Consider the following 15,776-nt stretch of genomic DNA (forward strand, 5'->3'; position numbering starts at 1 on the left):
CCGCGATGAACTCATTATCGGCGGAACAGCTTACTGTCGGTTATGGCGACCGTTTGATAGCGAAAGAATTGGATATCGCCATCCCGAAAGGAAAAATTACAACGCTGATCGGTCCGAACGGCTGCGGAAAATCGACGGTTCTCAAAACGATGTCAAGAATCATGAAACCGAAATCCGGCGCCGTCTATTTAAACGGACAGGCGATCATGCAAAAATCCACGAAGGACATCGCCAAGGAAATGGCAATTCTTCCGCAGACGCCTGAAGCGCCGAGCGGGCTGACGGTGTACGAACTTGTTTCTTACGGCAGGTTTCCGCATCAGTCCGGAATGGGCCGCTTGAGTGATAAAGACCGTGACATGATCAAATGGGCGCTTGAAGAGACGGGGATGGCCGAATTTTACGACCGGCCGATCGAAGCGCTTTCCGGGGGGGCAGCGGCAGCGTGTGTGGATCGCCATGGCGCTCGCTCAAGAAACGGAGCTGCTGCTTCTTGATGAACCGACCACTTATTTAGACCTCGCCCATCAGCTTGAAATTTTGCAGCTGCTGGACAAATTAAACAAGGAGCAGGGCCGCACCATTTTAATGGTCATTCACGATCTGAACCATGCCGCCCGTTTTTCCCATTACATGATCGCCCTGAAAAAAGGGCGCGTCATCAAGGAAGGAACGGCGGAGGAAGTCATGACTCCCGGCATATTGGAAGACGTGTTTCAAATTGACGCACAGATTGTAAAAGATCCGCGCACGAACAAACCGGTCTGCTTAACCTACGATTTAATCCGGCATGAAAACGCAACGGTAAGATGAAAAAAAAACGCAGAGCCATTCCGGCCTGCGTTTTTTTATTCCGTCCGGGGCTGCTTTTGTCCGGAGACGCATTTATCCAAAACGAAAAAAACCCCCGCCACAATCAGCTCCTCCGTCGTTGACAGCCAAATCTTTTCAATCAGTTTATCCGTCGTATACGCAGTCATCCAGAGGAACAGCAGCTGAACGGTGCCGGCTAAAAGGAGAAAAGGCAGCCTGCCCGTCCCAAAAAAGGTAAAGCTATGTATCATCAGCCGTTCAAGCGGTTCAAAACATAAACCGAGAAGAATAAAAAGCACGGAAAAAAGCAGGACGTACGCCATCGATCCGTAGCTCGTCCCGGCTAATGAAAATACGGCCATCATCACGATGAAATACCCGAATAATACAGCAGCGGCTGCCAGGGCATACCGGAGCACCTGAAGAAAAAACATTTTCGTCCCGTTTTGATTGATCATCTGTTCAGCTCCTTTTCACACAGAGGAGACTTGCAGAGACGGAACTCTGCAAGTCGGGTGTGTATCTTCAGCATTTCTTTTTGACGACAGGGTGTTTCTCTTTCGAAAGAATATCCGTAAAGTCTTTGCCCAGATCCAGATGCTGCTGGACGAATTTCTCAGGAAGCATGGCAAGCCATTGGTTCAGGGACACATCGGCATAGTGGTCATCCTTGAAGATTTCCAGGAAGACGAGCGGCTCATCCCCCAAATTCTCCACATAGTGGCCCATTGCGAACGGAACGTAACCGACATCCCCGGCCTGATAGTTAAATGTTCTTGCATGGCCGTCCGATGCAAAAACCGTCATCCGCCCTTTACCGGAAATATAATACTGCCATTCATGCGTATTCGGATGCCAGTGCAGCTCTCTCATTGCGCCCGGTTCGACTACGACAAGCGCTGAAGCGATCGTTTTGGACACTTTGAAGTTTGTGGAATCCGCGATATATACTTTGCCGCCGTCCGTCTCAGCAGTCGGACCTTCATCGAGCAGGCGGTAAGTGAACGGATAAGGCACTTCGCCGTTCGGGCCTTCCACAATGTCGTCTTTCAGCTTCCCGGGAACCGGCTCTTCAAAGATGTATTTTTCTTTCCGAGGCAGGCCGGCGAGGTCTTTTTCTGAAACCCCGAAATTGTTGGCGATGACATCAAGCGGCGTGTGGGCAAGCCAGTCAGTCACTTGGAATGTGCTGTTTTCTGAGAAGGAACCGTCATCAAAAACCAAGAGGAATTCACAGCCTTCTTTCAGCGCCTGAATGGAGTGCGGCAGGCCTGACGGGAAGTACCACAGATCTCCTTCCTTCACGTCATCGATAAAACTGCGTCCCTGTTCATCAACGATCGTGACCCGCGCTTTGCCCGTCAGCATATATGCCCATTCCGCTTCTTTATGCCAGTGCAGCTCACGGATGGCGCCCGGTTTTAAACGCATGTTGACAGATGCCAGATTTTCAGAAATCGGCAGCTCGCGAACGGTCACCTCACGCGCGTACCCGCCCTTTTCCAGCCGGTTGTGCACATCTGAGAAAGAGAATTTCATATTATCCACTGTGCCGTGATCCGTTTCCGGCGGCGTCAGCATATCCGGATTTTGGCGGTCTCTTTCAAGATTGCGCGGAATCGTGACGGTCGCCCCTTTGTCTCCTCTGATCGGCTGCGGGATATTGCAGTTGTTTTCTTTTGACATGTAAATCGTCTCCTCTCAAGCTTTGTTTTTTCAGAAAGAGAATGTGAAAGGCCTTTCGTTTTCCCTTCTGCTTTGTTAAGTGATGCGTTCCGATGAAAAGTCAACTTCGTGTGAAAATTAATTTTTCATTTTCTGCTCTTTCAGTTCCGTCATCAGTTCGATCAGGGCGTCAAACTTCTTCTCAAACCGTGTGAGAAGATACATGGCAATCAGAGCCGGAAAGCCGAGATTGCCGATCTGTCTGACCGCTTCTTCTATAAAAACCTGATCCATTGTCAGCCACCTCCTGACTTGACCTGCAGTCATGTATATAAGTGAAAGAAAGAGCGGCTCCTGTAAACCTGATATCCCGGTTGAGGGTCTTTTTTTGTTCCGGCAAATCCGGGACATAAGGAGTGCGGAATCTTAGTCGGAAAGGAGTAGTTTACTTTTTTTTGCTTTCTTTCATTTAATTTAAATAGGGGGCGGTTTTATGGACTATCAAGTTCTTTTACGGTCAAAATGCAAGGAAATTATGAAACATCCGATCGTTAAACATTTTTTAAGTGACCCAAAGCATTACGAGAAATTTAAAAATGTGCTGGAACATTCAGACGAGAAGGATGCAAAATCACTGGACGATCATTTTAAACAGTTTTATAAGGAAATCCGGATCATCAAATATATGAACTCTATGATCCGGATTTTCTCCATCGATTTTGACAAGCGCATCCGTAAAAATCAGAATCGCTATCCGCTGACGGTGGATCAGCCGGAGGGAGGTGAAGCGTTTCCCTATGAAATGGGAAAAGACGCGTATGAAGAGTTTCTGCAAAAGCAAGGGGATTTGAGCCAGCATGTCCAAAACCGTGATTTATACGAAGCGCTTCAGACGTTAACCGATAAACAAAAAAGCGTGATGACGAATATTTATCTTCACGGAGCGACGATGAAAGAGATTGCCGAGTCGCTGGGTGAATCACGGCAGAACATTTCCAATATTCATAAAAAAGGGCTCGACAATCTCAGAAAGCAGCTGGACAAGCAAAAAAAGGGGGAAAATAAGCAGTGAACGGGCCATTTGACTTCAACAAAGAGAACACAGATACCGACGAAATGGAACTTTTGATTTCGCGTTTTTCGCCAATGATAAAAAAAAAACTGAGCAATACATCATACCAGGAAAGAGAAGACCTTGAACAAGAATTGAAGATTAAAATAGTTGAAAAAGCGGACATGCTGTTATGCCAGGAAGTGCCGGGTTTTTGGGAATTTATACTTCATCTTATAAATGAAAGCTCCTGACAAAAGCGGCGGAATGATGGATATTCCGCTCTGACACCGTGAGAAAAACGAGAAGAGATGTCCGGTCTCGTTTTTCTTTTCTGTTTCCCCGCAAGACCTCCGCACTAAAAAAGTACCAAATCTTATCCATATAATGATATGATGAAAAAAACAAAGAGAAAGGAACGTCCAAGGTGGAAAATGCGTCAATTTTAATTGTAGACGATGAGAAGGCGATCGTTGATATGGTCAAACGCGTTCTCGTCAAAGAAGGCTATCACAACATTAAGACAGCCGGAAGCGCTGAGGAAGCGATTGAGTTTGTTAAACATGAATCCGCGGATCTGCTCGTGCTGGATGTGATGATGGAAGGCATGTCCGGTTTTGAAGCATGCACCGAAATCCGGAACTATACCGACGCTCCGATCTTTTTTCTGACTGCCCGTTCGTCTGATGCGGATAAGCTGTCAGGATTTGCATTGGGAGCTGACGATTATATAACAAAGCCGTTTAATCCGCTCGAATTGGCGGCGCGGATCAGAGCGACGTTAAAGAGAACCTATAAGCGCGAAGAGAAAGCGGCGGTAAAAACGTATTCATACAGCCATTTTTCCTATTCGCCGCAAAACGCCGAGCTGATCGTCGGGGGCGAGCCCGTCAGCTGCTCCGCACAGCTTCTGCAATTGCTTCAATATTTCTGTGAACACCCTGATGTGGTGCTCTCTAAAGATCAGATCTATGAAAAAGTGTGGGGATATCCGTCTTACGGCGACAACAACACCGTCATGGTTCACATCCGCAAGCTCAGAGAAAAGATTGAAAAAGACCCCAGCAATCCGTCCTATATTGTAACGGTGCGCGGCCTCGGCTATCGGTTTATTCCCGATCAAGGAGAAAAAGGAACCCGCTCATGAGAATGCGCGGAAAATTTCTGCTCCACTTTTTCGGACAGCTTCTGCTTGTCATCCTGCTGATGTCCGTTTTGGCCGTCGCTTCTTTCTTCTATTTGGATTGGCGTTTCAGCGAAGCGGAAGCCAATGCGGGACTGACCAAAGCGACGGCAGACTCGTTTGAAGCGTGGCTTGATAAAAACGAAGACGGCACATGGGATGTCGATGAATTTTTAAAGATGTCGGTCAGAAAGCAGAAGGGCTGGCTGCAGATCATTAATGACAAAGAAAAAACCGACTACGCGTACAGAGTGCCGAAAGACGTCCCGAGCCATTACAGCAGAAAAGACCTCTTATCCATTTACCAGTACCGGAATTTTGACAACTACAAGCTGAATTACTGGACGGTCACGATAAATGATGAGACCTATTTGATTCTGTTCGGCTGGAAATCCGCCAGTGAGCAGCTTCTCACTTACATCGAATCACAGGAACCATCCCTCGCTTCCCTTTCTCAATATAAAAAAAGCACGGTTGATTATATTAAACGGGAAAAAGGGGCGGTCTACCTTCTCGGAGACAGCGGCAGACTGCTCGGGGATATCAACAGCACGAAAAAAGAACGGAACACCGTCAATGAGCTTGAATTGCTGAAATACAGTTCCAAGCCGTGGAATTACAAACGGGAAATTTCTTTTAAAAGACTCGATAAAACGAAATGGATGGTCGCGTCGGTGCCGAACCCCGTGTACATCCCCGATCACGAGTTTAACAAATCATTTTTGAGAAATGTGATGAAAACCCTCTTCCTCTTGATCGGAATCCTGGTATTTATGATCTGCATCCTGACCATTTGGTACTCTTTCCGTTTCGGCTGGCCGCTGTTTCATACCATCAAATGGCTTGTCAATTTATCAAAGGGTCGGCTTGAAGAGCCGAAGAACCGCAAAGGACAGCCGGTCAGCAAAAACAAAAAAGGCAAAACAAAACAGCCGTTCCGCTTTTTCGCCGAGATTTTCGAATCGATGGATCAGCTGACCGACACGCTGAAGCGGGATAAGAAAAACAGAGAAAAAATCCAGGCGACAAGGGAAGAATGGATCGCCGGGCTGAGCCATGACTTAAAAACCCCGCTGAGCACGATTTACGGCTACAGCATGATGCTTGAATCGAAGCAATACGACTGGACACCGGAAGAAGTCAAAGAAATGGGGCAGATCGTCCGGGAAAAATCAGAATATATGTCGAAGCTGATTGAGGACTTAAACTTAACATATCGCCTCAAAAACGCGGCCCTCCCGATCGAACGGCGGCTGATCAACGTCGTGCCGTTTATCAGAAACGTCACGAACGATTTCACGAAAAACACGTTCTCGGAAGGCTATGACATCGCCTTTGAAACCAAAAAGGAAGACATTCTTTTCGCCATTGATGAAGCGTGGTTCCGCCGTATTCTGGAGAATCTGCTGGCAAACGCGGTTAAGCATAATAAGAAAGGGACCGCCATTCGGGTCGTGCTTGAGGAATCAGCCGAACAGCTCATTCTGAAGGTGAAAGATAACGGAAGAGGAATGGACGATGAAACGATTCACCAGCTGTTTAACCGTTATTACCGGGGAACGAATACGAAGGGGCCCTCAGAAGGAACTGGACTCGGGCTCGCCATTGCCAAAGAGCTGGTTCACCTTCATAACGGAACCATCCATGTCAACAGCAGAATCAGCGCCGGAACGGTGATTACGATTCTTTTTAAAAAAGATTGAGTTTGGACGCCGCTTTGTCGGGAATAACAATAGAAGACTGACAAGCAAAAGAGGTGTTCACACATGGAAGCAGCATTACGAGCAGATACGAGAGCAGTTATCGGAGAAGGCCCTTTATGGGACAAGGATAAGGAATGTCTGTACTGGGTGGATATACTGGGCAGCCAGCTCCATATCTTCACTCCGGCTGACGGAATCAACCGTTCCGTTAAATTCAAATCATTTGTCACGGCTCTGGCCTTGTATTCAAAAGAAGAGCTGGTGATGACGATGAAAGACGGGTTTTACCTGTACAATCTGCGGGAAGACACATTGACGAAGATGAAGCAGCCGAAAGACATGCGGGAAGATATCCGTTTCAATGACGCAAAATGCGACCCGTCCGGCAGATTATGGGCGGGAACGACGAGCATGGAAGGCAAAGAAGAGGAGGCTTCGCTGTACCGTCTGAATACGGACGGCAGCCTTGCCAAAATAAAAGACCAGGTCTCCACCTCGAACGGTTTGGATTGGGATCGGGACCGAAACCTGATGTACTATATTGATACTCCGACGCAGGAAATCGTCTGTTATGCATACGATCCTGAAACCGGAGCCGTATCAGATCCGAAAACGGTCTACCGCTTTCCGGAGTCGCAAGGATCTCCCGACGGAATGACCATTGACCGTGACGGAATGCTGTGGGTGGCTCTGTTCGGAGGCGGCCGTGCCGTCCGGATTGACCCGTTTTTGCATAAGGAAATTGCATCTATCGAAGTTCCGGCGAAATACGTCACCTGCTGCGCGTTCGGAGGCAGAGAATTGAACACGTTATACATTACGACCGCGACGGAAAAATTGACGGAAGCCGAAAGACTTGAGCAGCCGCATGCGGGCGGCCTGTTTTCAGCAGAGCTTGAGACGGGCGGCTGGGAGCCGGTTCCGTTTGCAGGCATGATGTAAAAAAAGCCCTGGCATATGGGGAAGTTCCCCTTGTGCCGGGCTTTTTTGTGTTAAATGGAGCGGATGATGCCGCCTTCAACCCGCTGTGCGGTGCCGTTAATGGCAGAAGCAGCTGATGAAGCGAGAAATACAATCGTATTGGCGACTTCTTCCGGGGTTGCATAGCGCTGAATTAAAGATGTCGGTTCATTCACTTTAAAATAATCCCGGACGAAGCTGTCCGTGTCTTCTCCGGCAGCCTTTGCGGCTCCTTCCATGTAAGAAGCGACGCCTTCGGTCCATGTCGGTCCCGGCAGCACGGAGTTGACCGTGACATTTGTGCCTTTCGTCATTTCCGCCATTCCCCGGGACAAGCTGATTAACGCCGTTTTCGTCATTGAATACGGAATCATTTGCGCAAGCGGTTTGACACCGGCTTCACTGGAGATGTTCAAAATCCGTCCGCTGTTTCTTTCAAGCATTTGCGGCAGAAAACGCCGGCACAGGCGCACGGCGCTCATAACATTCACTTCAAAATACCGAGTCCATTCATCATCAGACACCTCAGCGAAGTCCTTTACTTCAAAAAAACCGAGATTATTGACGAGAACATCGACTTCCCCGATTCCGCCGGCGCGCTTGATCAAGTCATCCGCCTCATCCTGACGCGATAAATCCGCAGCGATGCCGTGAACCGTTCCGTAAGCGGAAAGCTCCTCAACCGTCCGTTCCACAGTTTCTTTTTTTCTTCCGTTTACAATCACCTCGGCGCCTTCGGCTAAAAAGCTTTTTGCCGCGGCTTTTCCGATCCCTGAAGTTGATCCTGTAATCAACACGAGCTTTCGTTCAAGCTGTAATTCCATGATAATCCTCCTTTTTACACCATTGTGTAACAGTATACATGATGAATTTTAGTGTGTACGAACAATTTGCTTTCATGCAAAAAGGGCGGATATACAAGCCTTAAAGACTTATAGTATAATTACTGCGAAAAAAGGATACGAATGTCAAAGAGACAATCGTTTACCATAATCAGGGGGAGTTAAAAGAATGAAGAAGATCACTGCCGTCTGGGCGGCGCTCTTGGTCACCGCCTTTGTGATCGCCGGCTGTTCCGGCGCACAGGGAGAAGGAAGCGCGGCCAAACAAAAAGCCGTCTCAACCGAAGCATTCCCGGTAACCATTAAGGATGCCGCGAACGAAAAAGTAACCATAAAGCAGGCACCGGAAAAAATCGTTTCCCTCATGCCGAGTAATACGGAAATTACATACGCGCTCGGACTGGGAGATAAGGTCGCAGGCGTCACGACAAATGATACATATCCGAAAGAAGCCGTAAAAAAACCGAAAGTCGGAGATATGAATGTGAACGCTGAAAAAGTCATCGCGCTGAAGCCGGATCTCGTGCTTGCCCACGCGTCCTCTATGTCCGCTTCCGCCGATGCGATGAAGCAGCTGAAAGATGCGGGCATCACCGTCTTAACGGTCAATGATGCGCAATCGTTCCAAGATGTGTACAAATCAATCAGCATGATCGGAAAAGCGGCCGGCAAAGAAAAGCAGGCAGATCAGCTGATCCAATCGATGAAATCCGATCTTTCCGGCATAGAAAAGAAAGCGGCGGCCATTTCTGAAAAAGACGAAAAGAAAGTATTCGTCGAAGTGTCTCCTGACGGTTACACGACGGGGAAAGGCACGTTTATGAACGAAATGCTTGAAGATATACATGCGAAAAACGCCGCCGGCAGCCAGACCGGCTGGGTGCAGCTGACGGATGAAGCGATTGTCAAAATGAATCCGGACGTCATCATCACGACAGACGGCGTAAAGGCCGCTGAAGTGGAAAAACGCGCCGGCTGGGGTGCCGTCAATGCGGTCAAACACCACAATGTCTATTCTGTTGATCCTGACCTTGTCACACGCTCAGGCCCGCGCCTTGTCAAAGGGGTCGAGAAGCTTGCAGAAAGCGTTTATCCTGAAACGTTTAAAAAGTAACCGCCCGCTGGCCTACACGGTCAGCCTGCTGTTTTTAGCCGTTTGTACGGCACTCGGCATTTCAATCGGCAGTCTGCATATTCCTTTATCCGACGTTTTTTGGATCGGGATCGGCCGGACATCCTCTGTTGATCCCATGAATGTAAATATTATGATCAATATCCGCCTGCCGAGAGTCGTTCTGGCCGCTCTTGTCGGAGCCGCGTTATCCATTGCGGGGGCGGCGTTTCAGGGACTTCTGAAAAATCCGCTCGCCGATCCTTATACACTCGGGGTATCTTCGGGAGCCTCGGCGGGAGCTGTTATCACCTTGTTTTTCGGCATTCAGATTCCCGTCATCGGCCGGTTCACACTTCCGGTTGTCAGCATCGCCGCTGCCATTGCGGTTATGGCGGCGGTTCTGTTTTTCAGCCGCCTCGTTCATACGTCGATGTCGGTTTCGACGCTCATTTTGACAGGCATCATTATGAATTCTTTTCTCGGGGCTCTCATTTCGCTTGTGATTGCTTTAACGGGAAATGATCTGCTCCCGATTGTCCGCTGGCTGTTGGGAAGCGTGTCAATGAGGGGCTGGGGCTATGTCGCGCTGTTTCTGCCTTTTTTTCTGGCCGGGACGGCGCTTCTGCTTATCAATGGCAGAGAATTAAACATTATGACTTATGGAGAAGAAAAGGCAAAGCTGTTAGGCGTCAGTACGGGAAAAAGAAAACTGCTGATGATCGCCGCCGGATCTCTGCTGACGGGAGGAGCGGTTGCCGTCTCGGGGACGATCGGGTTTGTCGGCCTTGTCATTCCCCACGTGACACGGCTTTTGTGGGGGACGGATCATCGCCATTTACTGCCGCTGTCAGCATTGACGGGCGCCGGGTTTCTCATTTTGGCGGATTTGTTTTCCCGCACCGTTATTGAGCCTGTCGAATTGCCGATCGGCATTATGACGGCTTTGGCGGGAGCGCCTGTGTTTGCCTTGATTCTGCTTCGCCAGCATCATGGAGGGAAACGCTTATGATCAGGGTGAGCAGCCTGTCCGGCGGGTACGGAGGCCGGATGATTGTAGAAGATGTCAGTTTTACCGCCGGAAAAGGTGAATTTGTCGGCATACTCGGTCCGAACGGCTCGGGAAAAACAACGCTGATGAAATTGCTGACGGGAATGCTCTCTCCGTCAAAGGGCGAGGTGCTCGTCGCAGGCAGGCCCGCGGGCAGATACAAGCCGCGGGAGCTTGCGAAAATTATGGCCGTTTTGCCGCAGCATACGGAGCAAGCTTTTACATTTACCGTTAAGGAAACGGTGTCCTTCGGCAGATACCCGTATCAAAAAGGACTCTTCAGACAGATGGATCAACATGACGAAGACATTGTCCGGGAAGCGATGGAAATGACGGGCATCGACCGATATGCACAGCAATCCGTCCGCAATCTGAGCGGAGGGGAGCGGCAGCGCGTCTATCTGGCGCAGGCGCTGGCTCAGCAGCCTGAGGTGCTGTGTCTGGATGAGCCGACGACCTTTCTTGATCTCAAATATCAAAAAGACCTGCTTGATACGGTGAAGCGGCTGACGAGAGAAAGAGGCCTGACGGTCATCAGTATTTTTCACGACCTCAACGCCGCAAGCCAATATTGTGATCAGCTCCTGATGATGAAAGACGGACGCGCTTTTCCGAAGCAGCCGCCGGATCAGGCTTTGAAAAAAGAGACGATTGAAGACATTTACGGCATTACCGTCAGCGCTGTTGCCCGGCAATCGTCGCCGAAACCGCTGATCGCTTTCATGCCGGAAGCGCGGGAGGAAAGAGAGCCCGCCGGCGTTCCGTTCGCCTCTCTGATAAACAAAAGCGGAAATACCGTAACGCTTCATACAGAACGGCCGTTCAGAATGCTGTCAACCGCATCTGACGGCCCGGGCTTTTCGTGGAGCCGCCGGCTTTCCGGCTCGGCGGCAGCTGGTTTGATCTGCCGTACGTTTGATTCGGTTACGATAGCCGTGACTGCGCAGTATACCGTTTGGGTGCTGATCAGCGGACGTTTATCGGAACAGGGATTTGTTCGGCTGTTAACGGCAGCGGCTGAAGCGAGAATGCAGGCTCTTTCCGGCAGACAGGCAAAAGGCGACATTGCCATTTGTGCCTTGCAGACAGGAGAGGCAATGGACGTCCCTCACGCGGAAAGAGCCGTCAGAAGAGGAACCGCGGTATGTGTAAAAGCGGCGGAAGAAGGAGGAATACAACAATGAAGCTGTATACGAAAACCGGCGATAAAGGACAGACAAGCCTGATCGGCGGCAGAACGGATAAAGACAGTCTGCGGGTTGAAAGCTACGGGACGATCGATGAGCTGAACAGCTTTATCGGGCTTGCGCTTGCGGAGCTAGATAATTGTGAGAATTGCGGTGATGTGAAAGCCGAACTCCGAAACATTCAGCATGAGCTGTTTGACTGCGGCGGCGACTTGGCGACGGTCACTGAACATAGAAGCTATACATTAAGAGAGACATCTATTTCCGCATTGGAAGACTGCATAGACCGTTACACGGCTGAAGCGCCCCCGCTTGAGAAATTTATTCTTCCGGGCGGGCATAAGGCGGCTGCTCAGCTTCATATCGCGCGGACCGTCACAAGACGGGCTGAGCGTCTCGTCGTGAAACTGGGTAAAACAGAAGAGATAAACGATACGGTGATGCGTTACTTGAACCGCCTGTCTGATTATTTTTTCGCGGCGGCAAGAGCAGTTAACGCAAGACAGGGCGTTCAGGATATAGAGTATGAAAGAAGCGCCGCGGTATTCCGTGATGATGAATAACGTTTTGTTCAGCCGGCAGCAGCAAGCCGGCTGTTTTTTTATAGAGATATCCATCAATTGAACCTTTATTGACAGAAGGAAAATGTATCTTATGCATTATTGACTGAAAAATTAAAAAATGAGATATTATAAGAAACATTGTAAAATAATGGGGGATTTGATAGATGGATACATATAATAAGAGCGAGAGCATCTGGAATAAAAACTTCACCCTTCTGTTTATCTCGAGGCTTGTTAAATTGTCGGGCGACGGTTTTGCCTTTAATTCCATTCTGTGGTTTTTGATTTTTGACGGGGAAGGCGCGATCGGCACGTCCCTGCTCATTGCGGTCACGTTCCTTCCGGAGGCGATGCTGGCGCCGATTACCGGGCCTTTTATGAAGCAGCATACGCTGAAGTTCTGGATGTATTTCTCCGATCTCACGCGCGCGGCGGTCGTGTTGATCATTCCGGTCTGTTACTTTAACGGTTTTTCTCCTTTATGGTTTGTCATGCTTCTCATGATTTTGCATTCAGCCACGGGAGCCGCTTATAATCCTGCATCTATTTCATTAATCCCCAATATTGTCGGAGAAAACAGCCTGCAGAAAGCGAATGCGGTCATCCAGTCATCAGGCCAGATCGTCAGACTTGCCGCCATTACGCTGAGCGGGGTGTTCTTAACATTTATCAGTCCCGCTTATTCTTTGTTTATCGCTCTTATATTCTATCTTCTATCAGGTTTTCTCGTACTCTTTATGTCATACCAAGTCCAGCATGCCAAAGAGGATACCGTCGCCGTCAGACAGCGCGGGACGTATGTCGGAAGGCTCAAACGGGGTTTCGTTCTTGTCAGGAAACACCAGATTTTATACCCGCTCGCCATCTATTGTATCTTCATGAATTTTGCGGCCGCTCCGTGGGAGGCGCTCTCTGCCGTTTATGTCGCCGAAGATTTAAACATGCCGCCGATCATCTACTCGCTTTTGAAAGCGACAGGCACGGGCGGAGCCTTTTTAATGGGTTTTATTTTGGCTAAGGTGAAGGTGAACAAATACGGTCTCCTGTTTGTGTCAGCGGGAATCATAGAAGGGGCGGCATTTTTCATCACCGGCCTCAACACTTTTCTGCCGCTCGTCTTCCTCGCCGCGTTTGCGTTCGGATCTGCCGTCAGCGCGATTAATGTGCCGGAATATACGATTATTCAGACGTCTGTGGACCATGATGATCAGCCGCAAGTCTATGCCGTCATCCATATGATCTCAAACATATCCATTCCGCTCGGCGCGGTTCTTTGCGGATACGCGGCTAACGCCTTCGGTCCCGGAAAAGTCATTGCCGCCGGCGGTCTCGTTGAAGTCCTGTCCGGTCTCGGAATATTGCTCTTTACGAAGCTGGCCAAAGCTGAACGCTCAGATCTCATCAGGGAAAAAGAAGCGAGCATCAGAATATAGATTTTTCGTGAAACGCCCTGCGCCGTCCGGTGCAGCGGCGTTTTTTTATGCGAAGGTCCGGGGGGTTATACGACTCCGGTCTGATATGAAAATCAATCTCTGACTCGTTTTGCCGGCCGCGGGATTTGTTTATAGTAAAGACAAGGAAAACGAAAGGAGGATCTGCATGAATATAAATGTAAAAACGGCAGGCGGCTTTCTGCTGATTGTGTTCGGACTTTCAGTCTTTTTCGGAGGAGGCCATTTCGCATTTATCATCCCGCTGGCGATCGGAGGCCTGATGCTTTACTGGGGAATCAAACGTTTTTCAAAAGGCCGGGCGGTATCGGGTATCATCGCGGGCTTCATCGGAGCTATGATTCTCGTCGGTTCTCTTCCATTTATCGTTGCCATCGGACTGGCCGGCGCCATGGTGTATTTCGGGTGGAAGATGATGAAGCAGGGCGGCTCAGACACCGCTTCCCGCCAGTATGAACCGGAAGCGGCATCACCGGGCTATCAATCCGGATTTGACACTGAATGGGAAGAATTTCTGAAGAAAAAATAAGGAGGAAGACAAAATGGTCTTAAAAAGAATAAGAAATATGTTCGTCGCATCTGTTAACGAAGGGCTTGATAAATTAGAAAATCCGAAAGTCATGCTGAATCAATATGTGCGTGATATGGAAAGTGACATCGCTAAGGCGAAACAAACGATTGTCAAACAGCACACGATCGTCCATCAGTTTAAGAAAAAACAGGAAGACGCCTCCGAAACGGCGGCAAAACGGAAAAACCAGGCTCAGCTTGCTTTTGACGCCGGGGAAGAGGAGCTTGCGAAAAAGGCGCTGACTGAAATGAAATACCTTGAGGGAAAAGCGGCCGAACATGAAAAAGCGTATGAACAGGCGAAAACACAGCTGGCAGAGCTGAAAGAGCAGCTGGAAACTTTAGAAACGCGCCTCCGCGACGTAAAGGATAAAAAACAGGCGCTCATCGCCCGCGCCAACGCGGCAAAAGCGAAGGAACATATGAACGCTTCTTTCGACAAAATTGACAGCGAAAGCGCCTACAGGGAGTTTCTTCGGATGGAAAGCCGCATTGAAGAAATGGAAGTCCGCGTCAAATACGGCACTTCAGCTGAGGCGAACACAGAATACAGCCGCTCCCAATATTCAGATGAGGTGGAAGCTGAGATTGAAAAAATGCGCTCGCTTTCTCTGGAGAAAACAGAGCATCAAAAAGCGGCTCATGAATAATGTGCACAAGGGAAGATCGGCGCTTTTACGCCTCTTCCCTATACGCACGTATCAATTCTCCGGCTTTTCCTTTATAATAAAATGAATGAAAAAGGATGGAACGTAATGAAGCGTAAGATTGCCAAAGGACTGATGGCGGCGTCCGTTCTGATCTGCTGTCTGTTTTTGGTGAAAGAAGTGTTTGCCGGGCGTTTTTTTCCGCTGTACGAAACAGAAGCGGAATCGGCAAGCATACCGCCGCGTGCCGTCAACAGCCTGTCGGTTTCATCGGAACAGACGGATGTAAAAATCATCGCGGAAGCGCGGAATGATATCGCGGCAAACATGGCGGGACCGGCGGGGAAAATGTTTGTCCAAAGCAGGGGAAAGACCCTCAATCTCAAAGCGCAGGAGAAAGGGTTTCAATTTCTGAATCTCTTTCAGCGTCCTCTGCTGATTGTCCGCATTCCGTATGATTATCATCGGGACATCACCGTCCATACGTCAAGCGGCACCATTGCCGTTGACGGAAACAAGGGGCTGTCTCTTGCGTACCTCGGTGTCCGTTCTGTAAGCGGGAATATGTCGCTGAAGCACGTGAAGACGGATGTGTTTGAAGCGAAGGGGCTGTCGGGCAACCTCACAGCAGCAGGCCTTGCGTCAAAAACGGGGGATATCCGCTTATCCTCCGGACATGTCGGGCTTCAACATGCGGCGGGCGCCCTTGACGTGCGGGTCGCTTCCGGCAGTGTCGACGCCTCGCTTGAGACGGCGGATGCTCCCGTATCCGTCAGGCTTGCGAGCGGCAGCGCAGCGATCAGCCTGCCGAAAGACGGAAGTTTTACGGTGAACGCCGAGACGGCAAGCGGAAGGATTCAGCCGTCTTATTCCTTTGAGAAAACGAGTAAGGACGGCGGGGCATTCACCGGTATGAAGGGCAGCGGCGCCAGGCCGATTGATATAAAAGTGACGAGCGGCAATATTGCACTGCAATAGT

General features: G+C 49.4%; 17 protein-coding genes and 1 pseudogene. 14 read left to right on the plus strand and 4 right to left on the minus strand.

The genetic code is table 11. The annotated features are described in order from the left end of the window. The first annotated feature begins 5 nt into the window (after positions 1 to 5). A pseudogene (locus MJQ52_RS15430) lies at positions 6 to 813 on the plus strand (ABC transporter ATP-binding protein). A gap of 35 nt (positions 814 to 848) precedes the next feature. On the opposite strand, the gene MJQ52_RS15435 reads toward MJQ52_RS15430, so the two are convergent. The 3 genes from MJQ52_RS15435 to MJQ52_RS15445 form a co-directional block, all read right to left on the minus strand. Continuing rightward, positions 849 to 1,271 carry a regulatory YrvL family protein gene (locus MJQ52_RS15435; RefSeq protein WP_094247507.1) on the minus strand — a complete coding sequence of 141 codons (423 nt, stop codon included), beginning with the start codon at positions 1,269 to 1,271 and terminating at the stop codon, positions 849 to 851. Positions 1,272 to 1,338: 67 nt separating this feature from the next. Continuing rightward, positions 1,339 to 2,499 carry an oxalate decarboxylase family bicupin gene (locus MJQ52_RS15440; RefSeq protein WP_003151773.1) on the minus strand — a complete coding sequence of 387 codons (1,161 nt, stop codon included), beginning with the start codon at positions 2,497 to 2,499 and terminating at the stop codon, positions 1,339 to 1,341. 117 nt (positions 2,500 to 2,616) lie between these two features. Further along, positions 2,617 to 2,772 (minus strand): YvrJ family protein, encoded by a 156-nt coding sequence (locus tag MJQ52_RS15445; RefSeq protein ID WP_003151774.1) that lies wholly within the window; start codon positions 2,770 to 2,772, stop codon positions 2,617 to 2,619. A 241-nt stretch (positions 2,773 to 3,013) separates the two neighbouring features. On the opposite strand from MJQ52_RS15445, the gene MJQ52_RS15450 reads away from it, so the two are divergent. The 5 genes from MJQ52_RS15450 (at position 3,014) to MJQ52_RS15470 (ending at position 7,357) form a co-directional block, all read left to right on the plus strand. Next, positions 3,014 to 3,550 carry a sigma-70 family RNA polymerase sigma factor gene (locus tag MJQ52_RS15450; RefSeq protein ID WP_265210267.1) on the plus strand — a complete coding sequence of 179 codons (537 nt, stop codon included), beginning with the start codon at positions 3,014 to 3,016 and terminating at the stop codon, positions 3,548 to 3,550. Positions 3,551 to 3,594: 44 nt separating this feature from the next. Continuing rightward, on the plus strand, positions 3,595 to 3,783 hold the full coding sequence (gene rsoA, locus MJQ52_RS15455) for a sigma-O factor regulator RsoA (protein ID WP_178092050.1): 189 nt from the start codon (positions 3,595 to 3,597) through the stop codon (positions 3,781 to 3,783). A gap of 173 nt (positions 3,784 to 3,956) precedes the next feature. Beyond that, the gene (locus MJQ52_RS15460; protein WP_071392261.1) at positions 3,957 to 4,676 is read left to right on the plus strand and encodes a response regulator transcription factor; all 720 of its coding nucleotides are present in this window, start codon (positions 3,957 to 3,959) and stop codon (positions 4,674 to 4,676) included. Next, complete coding sequence (locus MJQ52_RS15465) at positions 4,673 to 6,415, plus strand: HAMP domain-containing sensor histidine kinase (RefSeq protein ID WP_265210242.1); 1,743 nt, start codon at positions 4,673 to 4,675, stop codon at positions 6,413 to 6,415. Before MJQ52_RS15460 ends, MJQ52_RS15465 begins: the two co-directional genes overlap by 4 nt. Before the next feature lie 63 nt (positions 6,416 to 6,478). Then, positions 6,479 to 7,357 (plus strand): SMP-30/gluconolactonase/LRE family protein, encoded by an 879-nt coding sequence (locus tag MJQ52_RS15470; protein ID WP_070082350.1) that lies wholly within the window; start codon positions 6,479 to 6,481, stop codon positions 7,355 to 7,357. Between the two features lie 50 nt (positions 7,358 to 7,407). On the opposite strand, the gene MJQ52_RS15475 is transcribed toward MJQ52_RS15470, so the two are convergent. Then, positions 7,408 to 8,199: an SDR family NAD(P)-dependent oxidoreductase gene (locus MJQ52_RS15475; RefSeq protein ID WP_017418937.1), complete on the minus strand. Its 792-nt coding sequence runs from the start codon at positions 8,197 to 8,199 to the stop codon at positions 7,408 to 7,410. 187 nt (positions 8,200 to 8,386) lie between these two features. On the opposite strand from MJQ52_RS15475, the gene MJQ52_RS15480 reads away from it, so the two are divergent. The 8 genes from MJQ52_RS15480 to liaG all read left to right on the plus strand — a co-directional run bounded on the left by MJQ52_RS15480 (position 8,387) and on the right by liaG (position 15,775). Beyond that, entirely contained in the window at positions 8,387 to 9,331 is a 945-nt protein-coding gene (locus MJQ52_RS15480; RefSeq protein WP_017418938.1) for an ABC transporter substrate-binding protein, read from the plus strand. Further along, positions 9,294 to 10,340, plus strand: a complete 1,047-nt coding sequence (locus MJQ52_RS15485) for a FecCD family ABC transporter permease (RefSeq protein WP_094247509.1) — start codon at positions 9,294 to 9,296, stop codon at positions 10,338 to 10,340. Before MJQ52_RS15480 ends, MJQ52_RS15485 begins: the two co-directional genes overlap by 38 nt. Beyond that, positions 10,337 to 11,563 carry an ABC transporter ATP-binding protein gene (locus MJQ52_RS15490; protein WP_003151786.1) on the plus strand — a complete coding sequence of 409 codons (1,227 nt, stop codon included), beginning with the start codon at positions 10,337 to 10,339 and terminating at the stop codon, positions 11,561 to 11,563. The genes MJQ52_RS15485 and MJQ52_RS15490 overlap by 4 nt, the downstream gene beginning before the upstream one ends. Beyond that, on the plus strand, positions 11,560 to 12,129 hold the full coding sequence (locus MJQ52_RS15495) for a cob(I)yrinic acid a,c-diamide adenosyltransferase (protein ID WP_025853870.1): 570 nt from the start codon (positions 11,560 to 11,562) through the stop codon (positions 12,127 to 12,129). The genes MJQ52_RS15490 and MJQ52_RS15495 overlap by 4 nt, the downstream gene beginning before the upstream one ends. A 164-nt stretch (positions 12,130 to 12,293) precedes the next feature. Next, positions 12,294 to 13,562: an MFS transporter gene (locus MJQ52_RS15500; RefSeq protein ID WP_015387733.1), complete on the plus strand. Its 1,269-nt coding sequence runs from the start codon at positions 12,294 to 12,296 to the stop codon at positions 13,560 to 13,562. 166 nt (positions 13,563 to 13,728) lie between these two features. Further along, positions 13,729 to 14,109, plus strand: a complete 381-nt coding sequence (locus MJQ52_RS15505) for a protein liaI (RefSeq protein ID WP_003151789.1) — start codon at positions 13,729 to 13,731, stop codon at positions 14,107 to 14,109. A gap of 13 nt (positions 14,110 to 14,122) precedes the next feature. Next, complete coding sequence (gene liaH / locus MJQ52_RS15510; protein WP_003151791.1) at positions 14,123 to 14,800, plus strand: stress responsive protein LiaH; 678 nt, start codon at positions 14,123 to 14,125, stop codon at positions 14,798 to 14,800. A gap of 105 nt (positions 14,801 to 14,905) precedes the next feature. Further along, entirely contained in the window at positions 14,906 to 15,775 is an 870-nt protein-coding gene (liaG, locus tag MJQ52_RS15515; RefSeq protein ID WP_094247510.1) for a LiaG family protein, read from the plus strand. Position 15,776: the final 1 nt, after the last annotated feature.

It is taken from the genome of Bacillus sp. jun7 (assembly GCF_051034795.1).
Classification (GTDB): Bacteria; Bacillota; Bacilli; order Bacillales; family Bacillaceae; genus Bacillus; species Bacillus velezensis.

Bases quoted from the DNA above. Each gene is read 5' to 3' on its own strand.
- MJQ52_RS15440 (WP_003151773.1), bottom strand. From the start codon at position 2,499: ATGTCAAAAGAAAACAACTGCAATATCCCGCAGCCGATCAGAGGAGAC.
- MJQ52_RS15465 (WP_265210242.1), top strand. From the start codon at position 4,673: ATGAGAATGCGCGGAAAATTTCTGCTCCACTTTTTCGGACAGCTTCTG.
- MJQ52_RS15480 (WP_017418938.1), top strand. From the start codon at position 8,387: ATGAAGAAGATCACTGCCGTCTGGGCGGCGCTCTTGGTCACCGCCTTT.
- MJQ52_RS15495 (WP_025853870.1), top strand. From the start codon at position 11,560: ATGAAGCTGTATACGAAAACCGGCGATAAAGGACAGACAAGCCTGATC.
- MJQ52_RS15450 (WP_265210267.1), top strand. From the start codon at position 3,014: ATGAAACATCCGATCGTTAAACATTTTTTAAGTGACCCAAAGCATTAC.
- MJQ52_RS15490 (WP_003151786.1), top strand. From the start codon at position 10,337: ATGATCAGGGTGAGCAGCCTGTCCGGCGGGTACGGAGGCCGGATGATT.
- MJQ52_RS15505 (WP_003151789.1), top strand. From the start codon at position 13,729: ATGAATATAAATGTAAAAACGGCAGGCGGCTTTCTGCTGATTGTGTTC.
- MJQ52_RS15435 (WP_094247507.1), bottom strand. From the start codon at position 1,271: ATGATCAATCAAAACGGGACGAAAATGTTTTTTCTTCAGGTGCTCCGG.
- MJQ52_RS15475 (WP_017418937.1), bottom strand. From the start codon at position 8,199: ATGGAATTACAGCTTGAACGAAAGCTCGTGTTGATTACAGGATCAACT.
- rsoA (WP_178092050.1), top strand. From the start codon at position 3,595: ATGGAACTTTTGATTTCGCGTTTTTCGCCAATGATAAAAAAAAAACTG.
- MJQ52_RS15500 (WP_015387733.1), top strand. From the start codon at position 12,294: ATGGATACATATAATAAGAGCGAGAGCATCTGGAATAAAAACTTCACC.
- MJQ52_RS15470 (WP_070082350.1), top strand. From the start codon at position 6,479: ATGGAAGCAGCATTACGAGCAGATACGAGAGCAGTTATCGGAGAAGGC.
- liaH (WP_003151791.1), top strand. From the start codon at position 14,123: ATGGTCTTAAAAAGAATAAGAAATATGTTCGTCGCATCTGTTAACGAA.
- MJQ52_RS15445 (WP_003151774.1), bottom strand. From the start codon at position 2,772: ATGGATCAGGTTTTTATAGAAGAAGCGGTCAGACAGATCGGCAATCTC.
- liaG (WP_094247510.1), top strand. From the start codon at position 14,906: ATGAAGCGTAAGATTGCCAAAGGACTGATGGCGGCGTCCGTTCTGATC.